This is a genomic window from Rhodococcus sp. GB-02, from assembly GCF_053470465.1.
On the sequence record NZ_JBPUKE010000003.1, the window covers coordinates 146,119 to 172,940 of the forward strand.

Below are 26,822 nucleotides of genomic sequence, written 5' to 3' on the forward strand. Positions count from 1 at the left end.
GTCGATGACCTTCGGCTGCGCTCTCGCAGGATCGCCACATGGTTTCCACTCGATATCGAGGCGGTGCGATGTTTCTCTTCAATCCCCGAACCACAGTTCCCAGCGCTGATCGTGGCAACGCCGATCGTGGCAACGCTGTGTGGGGGTGGGCGTGATGGATACCGACAAGAGGATCGATCCGCTGGCCGGATCACGGAGTCTGCCGGCCGGGGCATTTCCTCTCTCGGCCGTGCAGCGCAGCATGTGGTTCGCGCAGCAACTTCACCCGACGGTCCCGTACTTCATCGCGCAGTACATCGAATTCCACGGCGACCTGGACATGCAACTGCTCAGCCGCGCTGCGGTAGAGGCTGCCCACGAGTTCGAGTCGCCATTTCTGCGCTTGATGTACCCGGATGGGGAACCGTGCCAGATCGTGGACTTCACGATCGATCCGGGCATCGACTACTTCGACTTCCGTGAGCGTGAGAATCCGAGGCTCGCGGCGTCGGAGTGGATGGACAACGACTACGCGACGACGCTCGACTTGACGCGCGATCGCCTTGTCGAAATGACAATCCTCCAAACTGGTGATCGAGATTACCTGTGGTACACCAGGATTCATCACGTCGCTCTCGATGGATACAGTGGAATGACGATCGTCAATCGGATCGCGGCGATCTACACCGCGGCCGTCGAAGGACGCGAGCCGGCGGTGAACAAGGCGCTCGACGTCACGACACTGTCCGAACTCGACCAGAAGTACCGCGAATCAAGCCGATTCGAAGCCGACCGCGAATACTGGGCCCAGCGCGTGTCCGGCGTCGAACATGGTTCCACGTTGGCCATGCGGGAGGGACCGCCGACTGCGCACAGTGAACTCGTCAGTGCCGCGATGTCGGCGAACAGCCTTGCCGCGTTGGACGAGTGGAATACTCGTTCCGGTGCAACTGCGGCGGCGGTGCTGATTTCGGCACTGGCGTGCTACTTGTCCCGCAACACCGGATACGACGACGTTCTGATCAACCTACCGGTCTCGGCGAGGACCACAGCGCCGCTGCAACGGTCCGGCGGCATGCTGGTCAACGTCGCACCGCTTCACATCCACGTCGACCCAGCCGAAAGCGTCGACGATCTGGTCGGGCGGGTTCAACTCGAACTTCTCGGTGCGCTTCGTCATCAGCGGTGCAGTCTCGAGGACATCCGGCGTGATGCAGGGCTGGCGGTCGGCGACGCGCGTCTGTCCGGTCCGATGATGAATGTGATGCTATTCCGGCAGGAGATCACGCTGGGATCACTGACCGGCGAGTTCCACATCGTCACGTCGGGGCCGGTCGAAGATCTCCTGGTCAACGTGTACCAGAGCGGCGATCCGGCCCAGACGTTGATCGACTTTCGTGGCAACCCCAATCGATACGGTCACGACGAACTGGCTGATCACCACCGAGCCTTCACCGAGTTGGTCGCTGAACTGACATCAGCGCCGGCCGGTACGCCGATGAACCGGATTCATCCGGCAAGTGCCGAGGCGGGGGCGCGCAGTGCACAGCGGAGGGAAGACGAGCGGTTCTGGGCGAGATACCTGGGGGACGCCGACGAGGGCTCGACGCTGGGCCTCGAGACCCTGGATCTCGAGCGAATCGACGCCGAATCGGAGCCGACCGGTACGAATCGGCTGAGCGTCCCGCTCGATCCCGCGGTCGCCGAACTCGCACGCTCGGAAGGTGTCTCGCTCTTTGCCGTTGTCCATGCAGCATTTGCTGCGTTGCTGTCGAGATCGACCGAGCGCCGGGACGTGTTGATCGGGACGAGGACCGAGCTGGGGATCTTGCCCCTACGCTGCGAGGTCGATCCGGCAGCGCCGTTCAATGAATTCGTGGGTTCTCTTGCGCAAGATCACGATACGTTGCTGGTCCGATCGGCGACAGGTGTCCCCGAGCTGCCCGCACTGCATCTCCATCTGAACGACGGACCGCGAGAGACGACGATTGCCGGCCTCGAAGTGGCGATCGACGTCCACGCGGACGCCAATGCCCTCGAGGTGGCGTACTCCGCACAGCACTACGCTGACGCCACGCTCCGAGGTTTCCTCCTGAGACTGGTGTGGGTTCTCTCCGGCGCAGCCGCAGCCCCGCAAACGCCGATGGGAGACCTCGATGTCCTCGACGAGTTCGAGCGTGAGTCCCTGGTACCGGCACGGGGAGAGGTCGCGTCCGACCCGCTGACGCTCCCCGACATCCTCCGGCGAGCCGCCGCAGCTGACCCCGATGCCCCAGCGCTCGTATTCGGCGATCGTCGGGTGAGCTACCGGGAACTCGACGCCGAGTCGAACAAGCTCGCCCGCGAATTGATCGCCCGCGGAGTTGGCCCCGGCACCTACGTCGCCCTGGCATTGTCGAGGTCGATCGAATCCGTGACCGCGACGTGGGCGGTAGCCAAGGCCGGCGGAGCCTTTCTCCCGATAGATCCGCACTACCCCGAGGACCGTATTCGGCACATGCTCACCGATTCAGGAGCTGTTGTCGGAATCAGCGTGGGGGAGCACCACGGCGGGCTCGCCGATTCGGTGGATTGGCTTCTTCTCGACGAATTGAACGCCGACTGCTCGGATGCACCGGTTGACGACGCCGAGCGTCGTTCACGCGTGCGCTACGACGATCCGGCGTACCTGATCTACACCTCCGGCTCGACCGGTGTCCCCAAAGGCGTCGTGGTCAGTCACCGCGGGCTGAGCAGCTTCGCCGACGAGGAGCGATCCCGGTTCGGAGTCGAACCGGGTGATCGCACACTGCATTTCTCTTCGCCGAGCTTCGACGCTTCGGTCCTCGAACTTCTCCTTGCCTTCGGCAGCGCAGCAACGATGGTGATCGCGCCACCCACGGTGTACGGAGGCGACGAACTGGCCCACGTGATGCGTGTCGGCCGGGTGACACATGCCTTCGTCACCCCGGCCGCGCTGGCAACCGTCGATCCCGCCGGCCTTCCGGATCTTCGGGTGGTCGTGACCGGCGGCGACGCCTGCTCGCCCGCACTGGTCGCACAGTGGTCGCACGGACGCTCGATGTTCAACGCGTACGGACCGACCGAAACCACCGTCGTCGCCACCCTGACCGGACCGTTGAGCAGCGATGTTCCCGTTACCATCGGAAAGCCGATGCGCGGCGCCGCGGCCGTCCTCTTGGATTCACGGCTTCAACCGGTGCCCATCGGTGTCGCCGGCGAGCTCTACGTGAGTGGTATCGGCCTGGCGCGCGGATACCACGCGCGTGCCACGATCACGGCCGAACGATTTGTTGCTGACCCCAACGGTGTTGCGGGAGAACGTATGTACCGCACCGGCGACCTCGCGAGGTGGAACGGCGCCGGTGAACTGGAGTACCTCGGCCGTAGCGACTTCCAGATCAAGATCCGCGGTTTCCGCGTCGAACTCGGTGAGATCGACGACGTACTGCGCCGCCATCCGAGCGTCTCGCAGGCCGTCACCGCCGGAGTTGCGGGCCCGAGCGGGGAAACACTGTTGGCGGCGTACGTCACGGCGGCTGCGGGCACACACATCGACAACTCCGAGTTGATCGCCCACGCCGGATCCTCGTTGGCAGCTCACATGGTTCCGTCGCGGATCGTCGTACTCGATGCCATTCCCTTGACTCCGGCCGGAAAGATCGACAGGAAGGCGTTGCCGGACATCGATTCGGCGGGCGGATCGGCCGAATACCGTGCCCCCGAGACCTCGACCGAGAAGCGGATTTCGGCGGTGTTCTGCGATCTGCTCGGCGTCACCCGGGCGGGAGCAGACGACAGCTTCTTCGAGCTCGGTGGTGACTCGCTGATCGCGACTCGTGTCGTGTCGCGCGTCAACGGAGCGCTCGGGACGACGCTGAGCGTTCTCGACCTCTTCGAGGCACCGACTGTCTCGGCACTGGCTGCCCGCGCCGACCTGGCGGACTCGCGGAATACGCGAGCACCTGCACTGACGCGTATCGATCGTCCCGATCGGATACCGGTATCTCTGTCGCAGCAACGAATGTGGCTGACCAATCAACTCGATCCGAACTCACCGGCATACAACATTCCGATCGCGGTGAGAATGACCGGCGCCCTCGACGTCGATGCGCTGTTCACCGCCCTGCGGGACGTGATCGTTCGGCATGAGGTCTTGCGGACCGTATTCCCCGAGAGTGCTCGCGGTCCGGTACAGCACGTTCTCGGCGTGGATGAGGTGTTCGGTCACCTCGAGGTGGAAACCGTACCTGCCGCAGCGGCTGCGGTGCGGGCGAGCGAACTGGCGCGAACGGGATTCGACGTCAGCGAATCGGTGCCGATCCGCGCGACTCTGCTCGAAGTGAACGAACTCGAACACACCTTGGTCCTCGTCGTGCACCATATCGCCGCGGACGGTCTGTCGATGGCGCCGTTGGCCCGTGACGTGATGGTCGCGTACGCCTCGAGGGCAAGCGGACGCGTACCGGCGTGGCTGCCACTCGAAGTCCAGTACGGCGATTTCAGCGAATGGCAACGCGGGGCGCTCGGCGAAGCGTCCGATCCGGATTCGATACTCGCCGAGCAGTTGCGGTTCTGGTCGCACACGCTCACCGAACGCGGCGAGCTTGCGGAACTACCGATGGATCATCCGCGGCCGGCAGGTGTCTCACTGCGCGGTCACGATCTCGATTTCCGCATCGACTCCGCGACGTATCGCCGGGTCGGCGAGATCGCGGCGCGCAACGATGTCAGCGTCTTCATGGTGGTCCACGCCGCGCTGGCCGTCCTGCTCAGCCGAGAATGTGGAGCGAACGACATCACGATCGGCACCCCGGTGGCCGGACGTAGCGAGCGAGCCCTCGACGACGTCGTCGGAATGTTCGTCAACACGGTGGTGTTGAGGACGGTTCTCGACGGGGGACTCACCTTCGGCGAAGTTCTCACCCGCGTGCGCGACGTCGACGTGGCGGCCTTGCAGCACACCGAAGTGCCGTACGACGTACTCGTCGAATCCCTCGCAGGCAACCAAGCGCCGCTGTTCCAGGTCATGCTGGTGATGCAGGGCGCCGCTCCCACCGAGGTCACCTTGCCCGAGCTCGACGTCACGGTTGACGAACTCTCCACGGGTGCGGCAAAGTTCGATCTTCAGGTCATTCTCACCGACCGCGGCGACCATCTCGACGGCCAGTTGAACTATGCCAGCCAACTGTTCGACTCGGACACCATGTCGGGCCTCGCCGATCGCTTCACGATGCTCCTAGACGCGGTAGCTGCCGACCCGGAATCCGTCGTCGGCGACCTCGACCTCACAGCCCCGGGTGAGGCAGAACTGGTCCTCGAGCGTTGGAACGCCACCGAGCACGTAGTACCGATCACCACCCTGGCCGATCTGTCGGCAGAGCAGGCAGTCCGGACACCCGAGCGCGCCGCGCTGATCTTCGGTGAGCGGACACTGACGTATGCGGAGTTCGACGCGAGGGTGAGTGAACTTGCCAGAACCCTCATCGGCCGCGGCGTCGGCCCGGACATGCGCGTCGCGGTGTCGATTCGCCGGTCGGCCGAACTGCTCATCGCCGTCCACGCCGTGATCCGTGCCGGTGCGGCGTACGTCCCGGTGGACCCCGATCATCCTGCCGAGCGCATCGCCTACGTCTTCGACATCGCGGAACCGATCTGCGTGCTGAGCCGACGCCAGGACCGTGGCGCTCTTCCCACAGAGGTGCCGATCGTCGACGTCGATGTCGAGCATCCGGTGTCCACGACGGAGCCGATCACGGACGCTGATCGGGTCGGACCCCTCCGTGCGGACAATGCTGCATACGTGATCTTCACGTCGGGATCGACCGGTCGACCGAAAGGTGTTGCCGTATCGCACCGTTCGATCGTCAATCGCCTTCTGTGGATGCAGGACGCGTATCCGCTTCACGCGTCGGACGTGGTGCTGCACAAGACTCCGGTGACATTCGACGTCTCGGTGTGGGAACTCTTCTGGCCCCTGCAGACCGGCGCGCAGTTGGTGATCGTGGAACCGGAGGGGCACCGTGATCCTGGATACCTGTCTGCGTTGATCGCCGACAAGGGAGTCACGACGGCGCACTTCGTACCGTCGATGCTCGCGGAATTCGTCGCCGTCGCGACTCCCGAGCAGTGCGAGAGTTTGCGTCAGGTGTTCTGCAGTGGTGAAGCTCTTCCACCCACCACAGCGGAGGCGTTCACTCGTCTGAGTCCTGCGGGGTTGTTCAACCTGTACGGACCCACGGAAGCTGCCGTCGACGTGAGCGCCGCCGAATTCACCCCCGACATGACCGTCACCGTTCCGATCGGCGCGCCCGTATGGAACACCAAGCTCTACGTCCTCGACGGACGGCTGCATCCCGTCCCGGTGGGTGTTCACGGCGAGCTGTACCTGGCGGGAGTGCAACTCGCGCGCGGATACCTGGGGCGTAGTGACCTCACCGCCGACAGATTCGTTGCAGATCCGTACGGCCCGTCGGGCACACGGATGTACCGAACCGGCGATGTCGTCCGATGGCGCGCCGACGGGCTACTCGACTACGTCGGCCGACGCGATTTCCAGGTGAAGATCCGCGGCCAGCGCATCGAACTCGCCGAGGTCGAAGCAGCTTTGCTGAGGCTCACAGGTGTCGCGCAAGCTGCTGCCCTCGTCCATCACGACAACGTGGTCGGTGACAGCCTCGTCGGCTACGTCATCGCCGAAGCAGGGAACTCGATCGACACGGACAGCCTGCGCACCGAGTTGAGAGGCCTCCTCCCGGCCTACATGGTTCCGGCAGTGGTCATCGACCTCGACGTGTTCCCGCTCGGCTCGACCGGCAAGCTCGATCGGAACGCCCTGCCCGCGCCCAGCTTCGACAGCTCGCAGACGTATCTTGCGCCGCGAACGCCGGTCGAAGCCCAGCTGGCGTCGATCTTCGAAGAGCTCCTGGAATCCGCTGCCGTCGGTGTACACGACAATTTCTTCGAGATCGGTGGGAACAGTCTCGTCGCTGCCCGCGCCGTGGCGCGAGTGAACGATTTGCTGTCGCTGAACTTGTCGATCAGAGAGTTGTTCGACGCGCCGACCGTTGCTCAGTTGGCGGTCGAGTGCGCCACGGCGCGAGGGGGGCCGGCCGTCCTTCCGCTCGAGGCGTTGCCGAGGCCACAGTCGATTCCGCTGTCGCTGGCACAGAAGCGCATGTGGTTCGTCAATCAATTCGACGTCACGTCCGCGGCATACAACGTCGCCATAGCGATCAGGCTCAGAGGCCGGTTGGACGTTGCCGCATTGGAGAGCGCGATCACCGACGTACTTGCTCGACACGAATCGCTGCGCACGTTGTTTCCCATGATCGAGGGAGTGCCGGCGCAGGTGATCGTGGATCCCGGTGAAGCGTTGGGCACGATGTCGGTTGTCGGCGCAGACGCCGAAGCGGTACTCACCGAGATCGAGCGCGTAACCTCGACGGGCTTCGACGTGACGCAGGCCCCGCCGATCAGGGCCGAACTGATCGAGGTCGACGCCGAAGATCACGTCCTGGCTGTGGTCGTTCATCACATCTGCGCCGACGGATTCTCGATGGCACCGTTGGCGTTCGACGTGATGAGCGCGTATTCGGCCAGACATCGAGGTGAGACCCCCGACTGGGCTCCTCTCCCGGTCCAATACGCGGACTTCGCGATCTGGCAGGAACGGGCGCTCGGTCGGATCGACGAACCGGACAGTACGCTCGCCGGTCAGCTCGAGTACTGGACACGTCAGCTGGCAAGTGTGCCTGAGCTTCTTGCGCTCCCTGCAGATCGGCCGCGGCCGCGTGAACAGGACCTCTCGGGCGGCGTCGTCCGGTTCGACATCGATGCCGGCATCCACCGTCGTCTGAGCGAAACCGCGATCGACCATCGAAGCAGTATGTTCATGGCGATTCACGCCGCCTACGCAGCGCTCTTGGCCAGATTGTCCGGCATGGAAGACATAACGATCGGCTCACCGATCGCCGGGCGGGGTAGTGCCCTGCTCGATCCGATGGTCGGCATGTTCGTCGGAACATTGGTCCTGCGCGCCGACGTGGACCCCTCGGCCTCCTTCACCGATCTCCTGGCCAGGGTTCGCAGCACCGACCTCGACGCCTTTGCTCACGCAGACGTCCCCTTCGAGCGCGTCGTCGATGCGCTCGCTCCGGAGCGGTCGACGTCGCATTCACCGCTGTTCCAGGTGATGCTCGAGTTCAAGAACACTACTCGACCAGTCGTTCGTCTGACGGATCTCGACGTCGAAGTACTAGAACTCGAATCCGCCGTCTCGAATTTCGATCTGCAACTCACTCTTGCCGAGACTTTCGACGAGGACGGTCAGCCGGCGGGCATCGAGGCCGGGTTCACCTACGCGAGAGCGCTTTTCGACGAGGCGACCGTCGACGGTTTTGCTCGGTATCTGATTCGGATTCTGGATGCCGTGACCGAATCGCCGCACACACCGGTCGGCGACATCGATCTCGTGAGCGATCTCGACACGATCCGCACCGCCGCACCGGAACTTCCCGAGCAGGTTCACTTCTCCACCTTGCTCGAGCGGAGGTACATTGGCGAACCGCAGAGAACCGCGCTGGTTTTCGGCGACCGCCATCTGACGTACTCCGAACTCGACCGCCGCGCCAACCGCCTTGCGAGACTGTTGATCAGCCGCGGGGCCGGCCCGGAATCCGTTGTCGCCCTGGCATTGCCGCGCTCACTGGAATCCGTGGTGGCAATCTGGGCGGTTGCTCGGACCGGCGCCGCGTTCGTACCCGTCGACCCGGCGTATCCCGTCGATCGTGTACACCACATGATCAACGACTCGGGATCGGGCGTCGTTCTCACCACCGCTGAGCATGCCGGTGTCGTCCCGAACGAGGCGGACGCGATTTTGCTCGATCAGGCCGACCTCGAACAGATCGGTGATCACCGGATAGAGGCTTCGGAACTGCTGGGAACTACATCTCTCGACAATCCGGCCTATGTCATCTACACCTCCGGTTCCACCGGCGTCCCCAAAGGCGTCATGGTCACCCACCGTGGGCTTTCGGCGCTCGCCGAGCAGGAGCGCAATCGCTTCGGAGTCGAGTCGACCTCCCGCACGCTGCATTTCAGCTCACCGAGTTTCGACGCCTCGATTCTCGAGCTCCTCATGGCGGTCGGTGCCGGAGCCACGATGATCATTGCTCCACCGAGCATCATCGGCGGAACCGAACTGACGAGCCTGATCGCCGATCAACACGTCACTCACGCCTTCATCACCCCAGCCGCTCTTGCCACGGTCGATCCGAGTGGACTGGACGAGTTGGTCTGCATCGGAACCGGCGGCGACGTCTGCCCGCCCGATCTCGTCGCTGCCTGGGTCAGTGATCACCGAATCATGATCAATGCCTACGGGCCGACCGAATCGACGGTCGTAGCCAGCATCACCGAGCCGATGTCACCGACCGATCGGGTGACCATCGGACGGCCGTCGACAGGCATCACCGCGTGGGTTCTCGACAATCGCCTACACCGCGTCCCGGTCGGAGTGACGGGGGAGTTGTACGTTGGCGGTGACGGACTCGCCCGCGGCTACCGCAACCGCGCGGGCACCACCGCCGAACGGTTCGTACCCAATCCCACGGGCGGTGCCGGCACGCGGATGTACCGCACCGGCGACCTCGCCCGGTGGAACAAGAACGGAGAACTCGAGTACCAGGGCCGTGGCGATTTCCAGGTCAAGATTCGCGGATTCCGCATCGAACTCGGTGAGATCGAGGCAGTTCTGGCTCGCTATCCCGGCGTTGCACATTCCGTGGTGACAACGCTCGAACGCGACGGAGGCGCCGCACGGATCGTCGGATACGTAGTGCCTGCCAGCGACGCTCAGCCTGTGGATCCCGAGGCTGTCATCGCCTTCGCGGGTTCGGCCCTGGCTCCGTACATGGTTCCCGCAGTGGTTCTCGTCCTCGACGAACTTCCGATGACGGCCAACGGAAAGCTCGATCGTCGAGCACTACCGATTCCCGACTTCCGGGTAACCCAGGCACGCTCGCGGGCTGCCGAATCCGATACCGAGCGCACGCTGGCCGCCCTGTTCGTCGACGTCCTCGGTGTCGAATCGGTGGGCGTCGACGACTCGTTCTTCTCGATGGGCGGCGATTCGATCATGTCGATTCAGCTTGTCGCCCGCGCCCGCGACGCTGGACTCGTGTTCACCCCTCGTGACGTCTTCGAGGCGAAATCGGTCGCCGGTCTTGCGGTATTGCTGGCGTCGACCAAGGACGACGAACCCGAGGTGCTCGAGGAACTTCCCGGCGGCGGCGTGGGCCACGTGCCCTTGTTGCCGGTAGCGCAGTGGTGGCTCGACCGGCTCGGCGCCGAGCACCAAGGGCTCGATTCGTTCTCCCAGGCCACCCTTCTCAACGCGCCGCAAGGGCTCCACAGTGTGGAGCAGTTGACCGCAGCGCTTCAAGTCGTACTCGATCGTCACGACATCCTTCGCGCGCGCCTCGAACTCGGTGACGAGCGCGGGCTCGTCGTCGACGAACCTGGATCTGTTGCAGCCGAGGACATCTGCCAGGTACTCGAGGTGGAGGCCGAGCCGGGCACCGCAGTGTTCGACGCGGCGATCGTCGACGCCCTTGGCGGTGCACGCCGAGAACTGGACCCCAGCAGGGGTGTGATGGTCCGTGTCGTCTGGTTGGCCGGCGTGCGCAACACCGGCCGGTTGCTACTGGTGATCCACCACCTCGCGGTCGACGGTGTCTCCTGGCGCGTCCTCGTACCGGAACTTGCGTCGGCTTTCCACCGCATCGATGCAGGCGAGGAACCGGAGCCTTCGTACTCGGGCACGTCGGTTCGTCGTTGGTCGTACGCGCTCCGCGACATCGCGCCCGATCGAAGAGTCGAATTGCCCAGGTGGCGTTCGATACTCGAAGGTGCCGACCCGCTGATCGGAACCCGGCCGCTGGACCCGCGGCTCGACACGTTCGATTCGGTCGGCCGAGTTGTCGCCGACGTACCCGTCGAACTGTCCGAAACAGTCCTGACCACGCTTCCGGCGCTTTTCGGTGGATCCGTCAACGACGGCCTCGTTGCTGCTCTCGCGCTGGCACTGACGCAGTGGAGGCAGGCACAGGGCATACGAACCGACAACGTGCTCGTCTCGATGGAGGGCCACGGACGCGAAGCTCACGTGGTCCCTGGAGCGGATGTGCTGCACACCGTCGGCTGGTTCACGAGCGTCTTCCCGATGCGGATCGACCTCGCCGACATCGACATCGCGAACGTGATGAGCAGCGGCCCCGACGCCGCGGTGGTGCTCAAGCGCGTCAAGGAAGAGCTACTGGGTGTTCCGGACAGCGGTATCGGGTACGGAGTTCTGCGCTACCTCGACGAGGTAGGTCGAGCGGAACTCGAAGACCTCCGCCAACCGCAGATCTCGTTCAACTATCTGGGGCGTTTTTCCGGCACCGAAGCCGGAGAGTCGCTGGGGGACTGGGCGCTGGCGCGTGACGTCGATCTGGAAGCGGCAGCTCAGTCCGACATGCCCGTGGGTTCGGTGCTGGACGTCAATGTCGTCACCACCGAAATCTCGGGTGCACCGCACATCGGCGCCACTATCGCCTTTCCCACTGCCGTGCTGGCGGACGGTGATGCGCGCGCCATCGCAGAACTCTGGGTACAGGCGTTGCGCGCTCTGGCAACGTACGCCGAGCAGAGCGAACGCGGTGGACTGACACCGTCGGACATCGACCTGATCGACCTGGACCAGGAGTCCATCGATCGCCTCGAGCTCGCGTTCCCGACGCTGACCGACGTCTGGTCCCTCTCACCGCTGCAATCCGGACTGCTGTTCCATGCCCGATACGCAGAACACACTGTGGACGCGTACACCGTCCAACTCGCACTCGAACTCGACGGCGTCGACGCGTCCCGGTTACACCGTGCCGCACAGGCGCTGCTCGACAGACACGAGAACCTACGCGCTGCGTTCACGACAGACACCGGTGGGCGATCGGTGCAGGTGATCAGCGCCGCCGTGGATGTGCCGTGGACCGAGATCGATATTTCCCCGTTGGCTCCCACCGAACAGGCGACCGAGATACGCGAACTCCTCCATGCGGATCGGGTGCGCGGCTTCGACATGGACATTCCGCCCCTACTGCGGTTCCTGCTTCTGCGTACCAGTGACGACGCATACCGGTTGATCCTGACCAACCACCACATCCTCCTCGACGGATGGTCGATGCCGCTGCTGGTCCGCGATCTACTCACCCTCTACGCCACGGACAGTGATCACAGCGCCATCCCGCGCGTGCATCCGTACCGAGATTATCTGAGCTGGATCAGCACTCGAGACGAGAGCAAGTCGATCGAGGCCTGGGACGAAGCGCTTCGCGGACTCGACGATCCGACACTGCTCACCGGAACCCACGCAGTCGACGAGGACGGTGCAACCTCACGCTCGACCACCACGGCGCTCGGAGAACGTGAGACGGAACTCCTGCGCGGATTCGTCCGCTCCCGCGGTCTGACGGCAGCATCCTTGATCCAGGTGGCCTGGGGAATCGTGCTCGCCGAACTCCTCGGCCGCGACGACGTCGTCTTCGGCGGAACGGTCTCCGGACGCCCACCCCAGGTTCCGGGCGTCGAGTCGATGGTGGGCCTGTTCATCAACACCGTCCCCGTGCGAGTTCGCCTCGACCCGCGAGAGTCTTTGGCAGCACTGTGCGTTCGTGTCCAAACCGAGCAAGCGCGGATGTCCGATCACCACCATGTGGGTCTTTCCCACATCACATCGGCAGTGGGGGGTGCTGCATCATTCGACACCCTGACCGTCTTCGAGTCGTATCCCGTCGACCGCGGTGGACTCTCGTCGGGCACGGACATCGCCGGAATGCACGTCCTCGACGTCCACGATGCCGAGGATGCGGCGCACTATCCGCTCGCGATCGTCGCTTCCGCAGCAGACGGACGCTTGCGGCTCAAGTTCGAGTATTTCCCAGGAGTCCTGGGCGATCACGACATCGACGCGATCGCGGACCGGCTGCTCCGCACCCTCGAACTAATCACAGCGCAACCGGATCTTCCGCTGGCAAAATTGCGCCTGATGCCGGATTCCCAAGTGCAGCAACTGGTTCCCGCGCGAGGAAAGCAAGGGCGATCGGTCCGGACACTCGATCGCATCTTCGTGGACACGGCGAGCAGATTCCCCGAACGGATCGCACTGTCCTGTGGTGACAGAAAGATGACCTACCGAGAACTGGACGAATCCTCGAATCAGTGGGCACGCGTGCTGATCGCCGAAGGCGCCGGCCCGGACTCACGGGTGGCGATCTGTGTGGAACGTTCCTTCGAATCCGTGGCAGCCGTCTGGGCGATCACCAAGACCGGCGCCGCCTTCGTGCCTATCGATCCGCGCTACCCGAGTGACCGGATCTCGTTCATGCTCGAGGATTCGGCATCCTCGCTCGGAATGACTACGGCGGCACACGCACCGAGCGGCGGCGGCGCGACGAAGTGGCTCGGACTCGACGACCCGACGAGCATCGCTCGGCTCTCCGGCGTGTCCACGGCACCGCTACGCGAGGACGAGCGCCGGGGGCCCACTCGGCTGGAGAACACCGCCTACCTCATCTACACCTCGGGCTCGACAGGCCGACCCAAGGGTGTTGTCGTCACCCATACCGGACTCGAGAACTTCGCCGACGAACAGCGCCATCGCTACGGTCTCACGGAGAATTCGCGCGCACTGCACTTCGCCTCACCGAGCTTCGATGCGTCCGTTCTCGAATATCTGCTCGCCTTTGCGGTCGGCGGCGAACTGGTCGTAGCTCCGACCACCGTCTACGGAGGAACCGAACTTGCCGACGTTCTCCGGGAAGGACACGTCACCCACGCGTTCATCACGCCCGCGGCCCTGACATCGGTGGATCCCGAGGGAATCGACGAACTGACCACCATCACGGTCGGCGGCGAAGCACCCTCGGCAGACCTGGTACGCACCTGGGCGCCGGGAAGATCGTTCGTCAACGTCTACGGTCCCACCGAAACGACCATCTCCTGCAATCTCAGTGACCCCATTCCGGCCGGCGACAAGGTCTATCTCGGGCCGCCGAACCGAGGATTCAGCGAGGTTGTCCTCGATCGCAGACTCCAACCGGTGTCTGTCGGTGTTCCCGGGGAGCTGTACGTGGCGGGAGTCGGACTCGCGCGTGGCTATCACGGGCGCTCACCACTGACGAGCGAACGATTTGTCGCCAACCCGTACGGCGAGCCGGGGGAGCGGATGTACCGCACCGGCGACGTCGTGCGCTGGCGCAGTAACCGCACCATCGAGTACCTCGGGCGCAGTGACTTCCAGGTCAAGATCCGAGGTTTCCGCATCGAACTCGGCGAGGTCGACTCGGCGTTGGGTCAACTACCAGGCGTGGAGTACGCGGTCACGCTGGCGGTCCGCGGACCGTCGGACGAGCAGGCTCTGGCGGCGTACGTCGTCTGCGACGACGAACACCCCGTGACCGCCGAGGACATCCGGGCAGCGGCACGAGAGGTGCTGCCGGCACACATGGTTCCTGCGAGCGTCGTCGTGCTCGACGAACTGCCACTCACCGGCGTCGGCAAGGTCGATCGGGCTGCTCTCCCGAAGCCTCGCTTCGACACCGATGCCGAAACGTTCACGGCAGCGACCACCGAGTTGGAACGACTGGTGGCGGGCGTCTTCGAGGACGTGCTCGGGGTGACCCCGATCGGCATCGACACCCACTTCTTCGATGTCGGCGGAAACTCACTGACCGCGACGCGCGTCATCGCCCGCGTCAACGCGCTACTCGGCACCGACATCGGAGTACGAGGATTGTTCGAGTCTCCGACAGTTCGGCAGCTGTCGCGCCTGGCCGAGAGCGTCGGCCGCGGCGAGAACCCCCGACCACCGTTGACTCGACGGTCTCGCCCGAACCCACTGCCCGTGTCGTTGGCGCAGAAGCGGATGTGGTTCCTCAACCAGTTCGACGTGACGTCACCGGCCTACAACATTCCCCTGGCCGTGCGCCTCGACGGCGATCTGGACTTCGCCGCCTTGCAGGACGCCGTAGCGGACGTACTGGGCCGCCACGAGAGCTTGCGGACGAAGTTCCCTTCGATCGACGGACAACCGGTACAGCAGATTGTCGCCACCGAAGCGGTCATGCCGATCCTGGAACCGGAGATCGTCGCTGCTGCCCAAGTTTCCGATCGAATTCTCGAACTGGCCTCGGTAGGGTTCGACGCCTCGGCCGATGTCCCGATCCGCTGCGCAGTCCTACGCGTGGACGGGGACACACGCAGGCACGTCCTCGTGATCGTCGTCCACCACATCGTCGCCGACGGGTTCTCGATGAACCCCCTGGCAGTGGACGTGGCAGCGGCATATGCGGCCCGCAGCGCCGGCAACGCGCCGAACTGGTCGGAACTGGCCGTGCAGTACGGCGACTTCGCGTTGTGGCAGCACGAGGTACTCGGGTCCGAAGAAGATCCGGACTCCGCTCTGACCCGTCAGCTCGACTACTGGAAAGACCGTCTCGCGGGACTGGGTGAGCCGATCGCGTTGCCGACGTCGTTCCCACGTCCGGCGAAGCCCTCGATGGCGGGCTCGGTGCACCGGTTCGCTGTCTCGCCGCAGATCCATCGAGCGCTGACCGACCTGGCACGCGAGCACGGCAGCACCATGTTCATGGTCATGCATGCAGCGCTGGCAGTGCTCGCGGCGCGTCTGGCCGGAACCGAGGACATCGCCATCGGTACACCCGTCGCCGGCCGCGGAGAGGCCGAACTCGATCACCTGGTCGGAATGTTCGTCAACACACTCGTGCTGCGAACACAGATCACGCCCGACGCATCGTTCGAGGACGTACTCGCCCAGGTTCGTGAGGGCGATCTCGGTGCATTCCAACACGCTGACCTGCCCTTCGAAAGGTTGGTCGACGCACTCGACCCGGAACGCTCGACGTCACACACTCCGTTGTTCCAGATACTCATCGAGTTCCGCAACAACGCACTACCGCAACTCGAACTGCCGGGGCTGTCGGTCTCGGGAGTCGAGTTCGACCTACCCGTCGCCAAGTTCGATCTCCAACTCGCGGTCACCGAACGTTACGGTGCGGACGGAAATTCGGATGGTATCGATGTCGAATTCGTATACGCCACAGACTTGTTCGACGGTGATTTGATCGAATCGTTCTCACACAGACTGATCACCCTCCTCGCGGCGGTCTCGCGAGACCCGTCGACTCCTACCGGCGACATCGACCTCGTCGGCGCCGACGAGCGTCGACAGATGCTGACCGAGTGGAACACTCATGCCGAACCGGCTCCGGCCGACAACATCGCGGACCGCTTCTTCGAGGCTGTTGCAGCACATCCGTCGTCGACCGCGGTCAACGACAGCGACGGAGCAATGACGTACGCCGAACTGGACAGGCGCGCGAACCGCCTGGCGCGGCTTCTGATCAGTCGTGGTATCGGTCCGGAATCCGTGGTGGCCGTTGCGATGCCCAGAACGACCGACCTCGTGCTCGCCCTTGTCGCCGTCATCAAGACCGGCGCGGCATACCTGCCGGTCGACATCACCTATCCGGCCGAGCGCATGCGATTCCTTTTCGACGACGCGCGGCCGGTATCCCTGGTCACGACCGGAGACTTCCGCAACGATCTGCCGTCGGAGATCATCGAATCCGGCATCGACATCGTCGAACTCGGATCTCCGGAGATCGCCGTACGCCTCGATCACTCCGCGCCACATCGCATCACCGACGCGGACCGGACGACACCAATTCTGCCCGACGCGGTCGCGTACGTCATCTACACCTCCGGATCCACCGGGCGCCCCAAAGGTGTCCAGGTCAGCCATCGAAACGTCCTGACTCTGATGGACAACACGTCCCCGACGTTCGGGTTCGACGACACGGACGTGTGGACGATGTTCCACTCGTACGCATTCGACTTCTCCGTCTGGGAACTGTGGGGTCCGCTGCTGCACGGTGGCCGGTTGGTTGTCGTCGACTACTACACGACCAGATCGCCGGACATGTTCCACGAACTGCTCCGCCGCGAGCGGGTGACGGTGCTGAACCAAACACCCACCGCCTTCTACCAACTCGCCGAAGCCGACCGCGCGTACACACCCAACGGCACGGATCCCGACCTTGCCCTGCGTTACGTCGTCTTCGGTGGCGAAGCTCTCGATCTCGGCCAATTGCGTAAGTGGTACGACCGGCGCGCCGACACGGCGCCGACGCTGGTCAACATGTACGGGATCACCGAGACGACAGTGCACGTCAGTCGAATCGCGCTCGACCGCAACGACAGCGAGCACGCGTCGGCGAGCATCATCGGGCGAGCAGTACCAGGATTGTCCGTCTACGTACTCGATCGGCGACTGAACCTGGTACCACCAGGTGTGGTCGGCGAAATGTACGTCGCCGGTGACCAGGTGACTCGGGGATACCTCGGGAAACCCGCATTGACTTCGGTGCGGTTCCTTCCCGATCCATTCGGTAGTTCGGGGGATCGAATGTATCGGAGCGGGGACCTGGCGAGGTGGAACGACGCGGGGCAGTTGGAGTACGTAGGCCGCAGTGATTTCCAGGTGAAGGTGCGTGGTTTCCGCATCGAACTCGGAGAGATCGAAGCCTCGATGCTCCGCTGCCCCGGCGTCGCGGCTTCCGTGGCGCTCGTGCGTACCGACGGCGCCTCACCCCGGATCGTCGGGTACGTGGTCGCCGAAACAGGCAGCACCGTCGATTCCGCGACCGTTTCCGACTTCGTCTCCGCCGAACTCGCGGAGTACATGGTGCCCACCGCTGTCGTCGTCCTCGAATCACTTCCGCTGACCGTCAACGGAAAGCTCGACCGACGCGGCCTCCCGGCACCGGACTTCGCCGTCATGGGAACAACGGAGGCGACGCGGGCACCGGCCACCGCTACCGAGGCGGTCCTCGCGGACCTGTTCGCGGAAGTGCTGGGACGGGGCAGTATCGGAGTAGACGATTCCTTCTTCGGTCTCGGCGGCGATTCGATCATGTCGATCCAACTCGTCTCACGGGCGAAGTCCGCAGGCCTCATCTTCACGCCGAGGGACGTCTTCGAAGCGAAGACGGTTGCCGGACTCACCAAGGTCCTCCTCGTCGAATCAGCGGAAGCTGCACCGGTTCTCACGGAGCTACCCGGCGGGGGAGTCGGCACCCTACCGCTCACTCCGATCATGGAGTGGCTCGTCGAACGCAGTCGCGGAGACCTGAGCACGATCCGCAGTTACAGCCAGAGTGCGCTGATCGCACTGCCCGCGGATGTCTCCGGCCCCGCGCTGGAGCGCGCACTGCAAACGATCATCGATCGTCACGACGTACTGCGGGCGCGTCTGGACACCGCGACTCACCAACTCGAGATCCGCGAACCCGGCACCGTCGCCGCCTCCGACGTCCTGCGCCGAACCCCCGTCGTGTCCACCAACGGCGAAGAATTCCGGGCCGCCGCGGAAGCCGCGATGCAGGACGCATCCAGCCGTCTCGATCCCGAGCACGGAAAGATGATCAGCGCACTCTGGTTGGATCCCGTCAGCGCGAACGGCAACCACGCCGAGGCAGGCCGGTTGCTCCTGGTCCTTCATCACCTCGCGGTCGACGGTGTTTCCTGGCGAATGCTCGTCCCCGGCCTGGTCACCGCCTACGCCTCGGCGTTCGACGGCGAAACGCCGATGCTTCCTCCCGGTGGAACGTCGATACGGCGTTGGGCGACAGCCCTCGCCGAGACCGCCGCGGATCGACGTGACGAGATCGACTTGTGGTCGAGAATGCGGGCCGACGAGCCACCGCTCGGAACGCGCGGCCTCGACCCTGCCGTGGACATCGGATCCACTGTCGACCGCGTCAGCGTCGACGTTCCGACCTCGGTGACCGAGAACATCATCTCGACGGTGCCTCGACATTTCGGGGGCTCGGTGAACGACGGGTTGCTCGCAGCTCTCGCGATTGCCGTCACCGCCTGGCGTCGATCGCGCGGACAGCGCAGCGGGGAAGTGCTTCTCAACCTCGAAGGACACGGCCGCGAGGAGAACGCAGCACCGGGTGCCGACCTCTCGCGCACGGTCGGCTGGTTCACCACCTTGTTCCCGGTGCGGATCGACCTGACCGGACTCAACGTCGTCGATGCGCTGTCCGGTGGAACAACCGCGGCCTCGGCCGTGAAGCTCGTCAAGGAAACGCTGCTCGACATTCCGGACAACGGAATCGGTTTCGGCATGCTCAAGTACCTCGATCGAAACGAAGAACTGCGGGAGCTGCCCACGCCGCAGATCTCGTTCAACTACCTCGGACGATTTGCCGGCTCCGATCCCGAGCACGGCGAAGTGCCGTGGCTGCCGATCTCCGAAGTGACCCTCGACGAAGCGCACAGCGGAGAGCTTGCTGCCGCGTCGGTGCTCGACATCAACGCCGTCACCACCGACACCGCACACGGTCCGGTACTGCGGGCTACCTGGTCCTTCCCCCGCGGCATTCTCAGCGAGGCTGAAGTCACCGAGCTGGCGGAGCTCTGGGCCCGTGCACTCGGCGCGCTGAGTTCGTACGTCGACGAACACTCCGAGCGTGAGCTCACGCCCACCGATCTCGATCTCGTCACCGCGGATCAACAGAGCATCGAACAGCTCGAGCGCAGATTCCCCGACCTGACCGACATCTGGTCACTGTCACCCCTGCAATCGGGCATGCTCTTCCACGCCCAGTTCGACGAAACGGAAATCGATCCGTACATGGTGCAGCTGACCCTCGAGCTCGGGGGCCGAGTCGAGGCGCCGCGATTGCGCCGCGCCGCGCAGGCCTTGGTCGATCGTCATCCGAGCCTGCGTGCGGGATTTGTCTCCGCGCCGGGAGGTCGGGCGCTGCAAGTGATCCGATCCGGAGTCGAGATCGGCTGGACCGAAATCGACCTGTCCGGGGCCGAAGACAGCGAACTCGCGTTCGCTCGGCTGCTCGAGAGTGATCGCGCTCAGCGTTTCGACATGGAAACAGCCCCCCTGATTCGGTTCATGCTCGTGCGAATCGGACCAGACGCGGCACGCTTCGTCGTGACGAACCATCACATCCTGCTCGACGGTTGGTCCACCCCGCTGTTGCTTCGAGACCTGCTCACTCTCTACGCAACTGACGGCGACCCCGAGATTCTGCCCAGAGTTCAGTCGTACCGCGACTACCTCACCTGGATCTCGAAGCAGGAACCCGAAATTTCGCTGCGGGCGTGGCAGGAAGCGCTACGAGGCGTCGACACATCCACTCAGCTCTCCCAGGCAGGCACCGCCGCCGAAACCGTGGCTAGTGACATTCACTCGTACTCACTTCCTGCCGAACGAGCCGAGGCTCTTCGGGCATTCGCGCGAAGCCGCGGTCTGACCATGGCGACGCTGGTCCAAGTGGCCTGGGGAATCGTTCTCGCCGAACTCCTCGGCCGCGACGACGTCGTCTTTGGCGGAACCGTGTCAGGACGCCCACCTCAGGTGTCCGGGGTGGAATCGATAGTCGGCCTGTTCATCAACACCGTCCCAGTGCGAGTCCGCCTCGACGCCCGAGAAACCCTCGCGGAACTGGCCATTCGCGTCCAATCCGAGCAAGCGTCACTGCTCGACCACCACCACATCGGCCTGTCGGACATCGCGGGAGCCGTCGGCGCCGCCGGATCCTTCGACACACTGACGGTGTTCGAGTCGTATCCCGTCGACGAGTCAGCCCTGACCGCCGAAACCGACATCGCGGGAATGCACGTTCTCGGCATCGATGGACGCGACTCGGCGCACTACCCGATCGCCGTGGTCGCATCGGAAAGTCACACGCTCAATCTGAAGATGGAGTACCTACCCACACACTTCTCGGCCCACGAAGTCGCGAAGATCACCGAGCGCGTCGGCATCGTCCTCGAGCATCTGGCCTCGGCACCGGATCAGCCGCTGGCCCGCCTGCAGGTTCTCACGGAGTTCGAAAGCCGCGATCTAGCGCCGGTCTTCGGATCCCCGGGTCGCTCCGCTCGAACGCTCCCGGAGATACTCGCCGACGTTTCCGCCACATATCCCGACCGCATCGCCCTCTCGTCCGGCAGCCGCTCCATGACCTACGCCGAACTCGACCGGCGCTCGAACCAGTTGGCCAGAGCCATGATCCGCCGCGGCGCCGGACCCGAAACGTCGGTCGCCATCGGCATCGAACGGTCCATCGAATCGGTTCTCGCGGTCTGGGCGGTCGCCAAGACCGGCGCAGCGTTTGTCCCCGTCGACCCCACCTATCCGGCCGACCGAATCGAACATATGCTCAGCGATTCCGAAGTGCTGTTCGGGTTGACCGTCGTCGACGCCATCGAGACATTGCCACCGATCGTGTCCTGGTTGGTGCTCGGAGAAGAAGCCTTCGACGACGACGTCGCCACCAGTTGCACCCTACCGATCGCCCAGGACGAACGGCTCGCACCGGTGGCTATGGACAACGCCGCCTATGTGGTCTACACCTCCGGATCCACCGGGCGACCCAAGGGAGTGGTCGTCACCCACACCGGACTCGACAGCTTCGCACTCGATCAGCAACGCCGATTCCACGCCGATCACCACTCTCGGACCCTGCACTTCGCCACCCCGAGCTTCGATGGAGCCGTCTTCGAGTACCTGCAGGCATTCGGTGTCGGAGCAACCATGGTGATCGTCCCGACCGATATCTACGGCGGAGCCGAACTGGCAAGTCTGATCCGCCGCGAACACGTCACTCATGCGTTTGTCACCACGGCGGCACTCGCCACCGTCGACCCGGCCGGCCTTGACGAATTCCGGCACGTCGTCGTCGGGGGAGAGGCACTGCCACCGCATCTCGTCGGTCTGTGGGCTCCCGGACGAGAATTCGTCAACGCCTACGGCCCGACCGAGACGACCGTCATGGCAGACATCAGCGAACCCATGACGGTGGGCGCACCCATCACAATCGGTGGCCCGATCCGCGGTGTGCACGAGATGATCCTCGATTCGCGCCTCCAACCGGTACCCGTCGGAGCTCCCGGTGAGCTGTACATCGCCGGCATCGGCCTCGCTCGCGGCTACCACCGGCGTCCCGGCTTGACCAGCGAGCGATTTGTCGCCGATCCCTTCGGGAAGCCAGGCGACCGGATGTACCGCACCGGTGACATCGCCTCCTGGCGAAGCGATCACACCATCGAATACGTCGGGCGCAGCGACTTCCAGGTCAAGATTCGCGGATTCCGTATCGAACTCGGCGAGGTGGACGCCCAGATCACCGCGCTGGCAACTGTCACGAACTGCGTGACACTCGGCGTCGACGGACCAGCCGGCGCAACCGTTCTCGCGTCCTACCTCACCGTCGAGGAAGGATCGACACTGACCGGCGCCCAGATCACCGCGCACCTCGCCGCACGCGTTCCCTCGCACATGGTTCCGGCCAGCATCATGATCGTCCACGAGCTACCGCGCACCGCGGTCGGCAAGCTCGATCGAAAAGCCTTGCCGACCCCGGAGTTCACCGGAACCGGCGTGGAATTCCGGGCTCCCGGCACCAGCCTCGAGCGTCGGATCGCCGATGCCTTCATCGATGTACTCGGCGTCGAGCAGGTAGGCGTCGACGACAATTTCTTCGAACTCGGCGGCAACTCGCTGATCGCCACTCGCGTCGTCTCGCGGCTCAATTCCGCACTGAACATCGACGTCGGGGTGCGCGTGTTGTTCGAGGCACCGACGACAGCTCAACTCGCCGAACGGCTTTCCGACGCTGTCACTGCCGTCGGCACTGTGCCGCTCACTCCCATGGAGCGCGTCGGCAACGTCCCGCTCTCGTTGGCGCAGAAGCGCATGTGGTTCCTGAACCAATTCGACACACGATCGGCCGCATACAACATCCCACTAGCTGTTCGCCTTACCGGTGACCTCGACGTCACCGCCATGCAGCATGCGATCGCCGACGTCGTCGAGCGGCACGAAACACTGCGGACGGTGTTCCCCGCCGTCGGCGGCGATCCGATTCAGAAGGTGCTCACCGCCGACGAGGCAATACCTCCGGTCCGTGAAATGACGTTGGGGGAGCACGAACTCGCAGAGCGCATGCAACGACTCGCCACGACCGGCTTCGACGTGTCGGTGGACCTGCCGCTGCGCGTGGCACTCTTCCGACTCGACACCGGTGAACCCGTTCACATTCTGTTTGTCGTGGTCCATCACATCTGCGCCGACGGTTCGTCGATGGCGCCGCTCGCACGCGACGTGATGACCGCCTACCTGGCGCGTACTGCAGGGACCGAGCCCACGTGGGCACCACTCGAGGTGCAGTACGCAGACTTCACGTTGTGGCAGCATCGCGTCCTCGGATCGGAAGACGACCCGGAATCCGTCATCAGTCGCCAATTGCACTACTGGAGTGAGCAACTCGCCGGACTCGACGACGTCATCGCACTGCCCACCGACCACCCACGACCCGTGCAACAGACCTTCCACGGTGACCGATTCACTTTCGACATCGACGCGAACACCCACCGCGCGCTCGCGGACCTGTCCAGGTCCCACGGTGTCACGATGTTCATGGCACTGCACGGCGCACTGGCCGTGCTGATGTCGAAGCTGTCCGGTGCAGACGAGGTCACCATCGGCACCCCGATCGCCGGCCGCGGTCAGGCAGCGCTCGACCACCTCGTCGGGATGTTCGTCAACACGCTGGTCCTGCGAACCAGCGTCGATCCCGACATCACCTTTGCCGAACTGGTGGAACACATCCGCGAAATCGATCTGGCCGCATTCCAGAACTCGGATCTACCTTTCGAGCGGCTCGTCGACGTGATCAACCCGACCAGATCCACGTCGTACTCGCCGCTGTTCCAAGTAGCCCTCGAACTTCAGAACAACGAACCCGCGCACTTCCACCTGCCCGGCCTCGACATCGACGGGCTGACCGTGGAAACCAAATTCGCGAAGGAAGACCTCGAGCTGATCGTCGACGAGAAGTTCGACGAGACCGGCGCCCCTGCCGGGATGTCCGCCGCCTTCGACTTCGCGACGGATCTCTTCGAACCCGGCACCATTCGGCGGTTTGCCGACCGACTTCGCCTGATCCTCGACGCTGTCGGACGTGAACCTGCAACACGTATCGCCGACATCGGTATCCTCGCCGCCGACGAAACAGCCGCTCTGGTGCCGGCATCCGGTGCAGCCGCGACTCGCGCGCGGGTGTGGCCGGAGATCCTCGCCGAAGCAGTCGCCTCGAACCCGGATGCCCCAGCCCTCTCGAGTCGCGAGAGGTCGATGACCTACCGCGAACTCGACGAGGAATCGACAAAGCTGGCGAGAGCACTGTGCCGGCGCGGTGTCGGACCCGAAGATTTTGTGGCCTTGGGTCTGCCGCGGTCCGCCGCGGAGATCGTCGCCATCTGGGCGGTCACGAAGACCGGGGCTGCATTCTTGCCCGTCGACCCGAACTATCCCGACGACCGCATCAACCACATGCTCGACGATTCGCGGGCCGTACTCGGCATCACCGACGAGGCTCACCGCAGTCAACTTCCCGACACGGTCGAGTGGATGGTCCTCGATGAAGCGGAGACCGTCGACGAGATCGACGGCCAGAGCGTCGCCGCGATCACCGATCGCGACCGCACGATCCCCCTGCATCACGGGCATCCCGCGTACCTGATCTACACCTCGGGTTCGACCGGAAAGCCGAAGGGCGTCATCGTCACCCACCTCGGGTTGTCCAACCTCAACGCCGAAGAACATCAGAGATTCAACGTCCAGCCGTACTCGCGGATCTCGCACCTGGCATCACCGAGCTTCGACGCCTCCGTCTTCGAACTCATGATGGCGTTCGGCAGCGGAGCCTGCCTGGTCGTCATCCCACCCACGGTCTTCGGCGGATCCGAGTTGGCCGAAATCTTTGCCGACGAACATGTCTCACATGCGTTCATCACACCGACCGCGCTCAGCTCCATCGAAAGCTCCGCGCTGCCCGAACTCCGCGTGCTCGCCGTCGGCGGCGAAGCCTGCCCACCCGAACTCGTGGACATCTGGGGCCGAGACCGTCGCATGTTCAACGGATACGGACCCACCGAATCCACGATCCAGGCCAGCGTCAGTGAACCCATGCGGCCGGGCAAGGAGATCAACATCGGCCGTCCGGCCATCGGCTTTGCCGGCCTGGTCCTCGACGGGCACCTCAAGCCCGTGCCAGTGGGAGTAATCGGGGAGCTGTACGTGACCGGCCCCGGACTTGCCCGCGGCTACCACAATCGTCCCGACCTCACCGCCGACCGATTTGTCGCCGATCCGTTCGGCGAACCAGGCCAGCGGATGTACCGCACCGGCGACCTGGTTCGCTGGCGCTCCGACAGCACCCTCGAATACCTGGGCCGCAGCGATTTCCAGATCAAGGTCCGCGGATTCCGCATCGAGCTCGGCGAAATCGACTCGGTCCTGATGGCACACCCCTCCGTCTACTTCGCCGCGACACTCGGGCACGAAGCACCGTCGGGGGAGACGATGATCGCCTCCTACATCCAGCCCGTGGATGGACAGACCGTCGACGACTGGGAGCTCCGACGCCACCTGTCTTCTCGCCTACCTGCGCACATGGTTCCCGGCGCGATCGTTGTCGTCGACCGTATTCCGGTGACACCGGTCGGCAAACTGGACCGCAAGGCACTGCCGACGCCGAGCTTCGAGCGTCGTACGGTCCCCTACGCACCGCCGACCAACGGCACCGAACGAACGGTCGTCGACATCTTCGAGACCGTGCTCGGTCACGAACACATCGGCGTCGACGACGACTTCTTCGAACTGGGAGGAACGTCGATCGTGGCCACTCGAATCACAATCGAACTCGAGAAGCGCCTCGGGATGCGAGTGCCGTTGCAGGCACTGTTCCTGGATCCGACGCCTGCCGGTGTCGCGCGGGCGGCCGACGGAATGGACGCACACTCGCCGGATGACTCGTCGGATCTTCTCGCTCCGATGATCACGCTGCGCGCCGGATCCGATCGTGCACCACTGTTCTTCGTCCATCCGGGTATCGGGTTGTCCTGGGGCTACGCGGAATTCGTCAAGCATCTCGAGTTGGATCAACCCGTATACGGTCTTCAGCTACCGTCACTGAGCGGCGGGCCCAGCTTCGACTCGCTGACCGAACTCGCCAACGACTACGCGAATCGCATTGCAGCCGTGGCATCGACCGGCCCGATCCATTTGGCCGGCTGGTCGCTCGGCGGCGTCATCGCACACGCCGTGGCGCACAATCTCGCTCGGAGCGGACGGGACGTGACGCTGTCGATCCTCGACAGCTATCCCTCGTCGGATTCCGATCAGCCCGCAGAACTCTCGGTCTCCGAACTACTGGCGGGGCTCGCGATGCCTGCGGGATCCAACGCAGTCGAGACTTTCGAAGAAGCGGCGAAATTGCTGGAGCGGACCCTGGGTGCCGGGATCGGAATCGAAGCGGAGCATCTAGAGAGGATCAGTCGCGGCTACTCCCACTCCGTCGAATTGACGAATCAGCACCAACCGCCGGTTCACTCTGGAGACATCGAGTTCTTCGTAGCCGGAAGATCTACCGGAAACGGACACGATGTGGCCGAATGGCGTCGCTTTGTTTCGGGAGACATCCGCGTCGTCGAAGTCGACTGCGAACACAACCAGATGATCGAACCGACACCGGCGATGTCCATAGCTGCACGATTGCGAGAAGTTATCGCTCAGTGGGGTGTCTGAACCAGGTTCGACATGGGTATGAGTGAAACACACAGGGTAATGGATCCCGCGTGGGTCCGGACGAGGGGAAAACATTGAAACTGCGAACCAAACGGGTGTTTACCGG

Annotated in this window: 1 protein-coding gene; it reads left to right on the plus strand. The window is 64.1% G+C overall.

What is annotated here, in order from left to right:
• The first annotated feature begins 154 nt into the window (after positions 1–154).
• Entirely contained in the window at positions 155–26,716 is a 26,562-nt protein-coding gene (locus tag ACSW29_RS21220) for a non-ribosomal peptide synthase/polyketide synthase (protein ID WP_448278230.1), read from the plus strand.
• Positions 26,717–26,822: the final 106 nt, after the last annotated feature.

What these genes read in the sequence shown, in the direction of transcription:
- ACSW29_RS21220 (WP_448278230.1), top strand. Translation starts at nt 155, where the DNA reads ATGGATACCGACAAGAGGATCGATCCGCTGGCCGGATCACGGAGTCTG.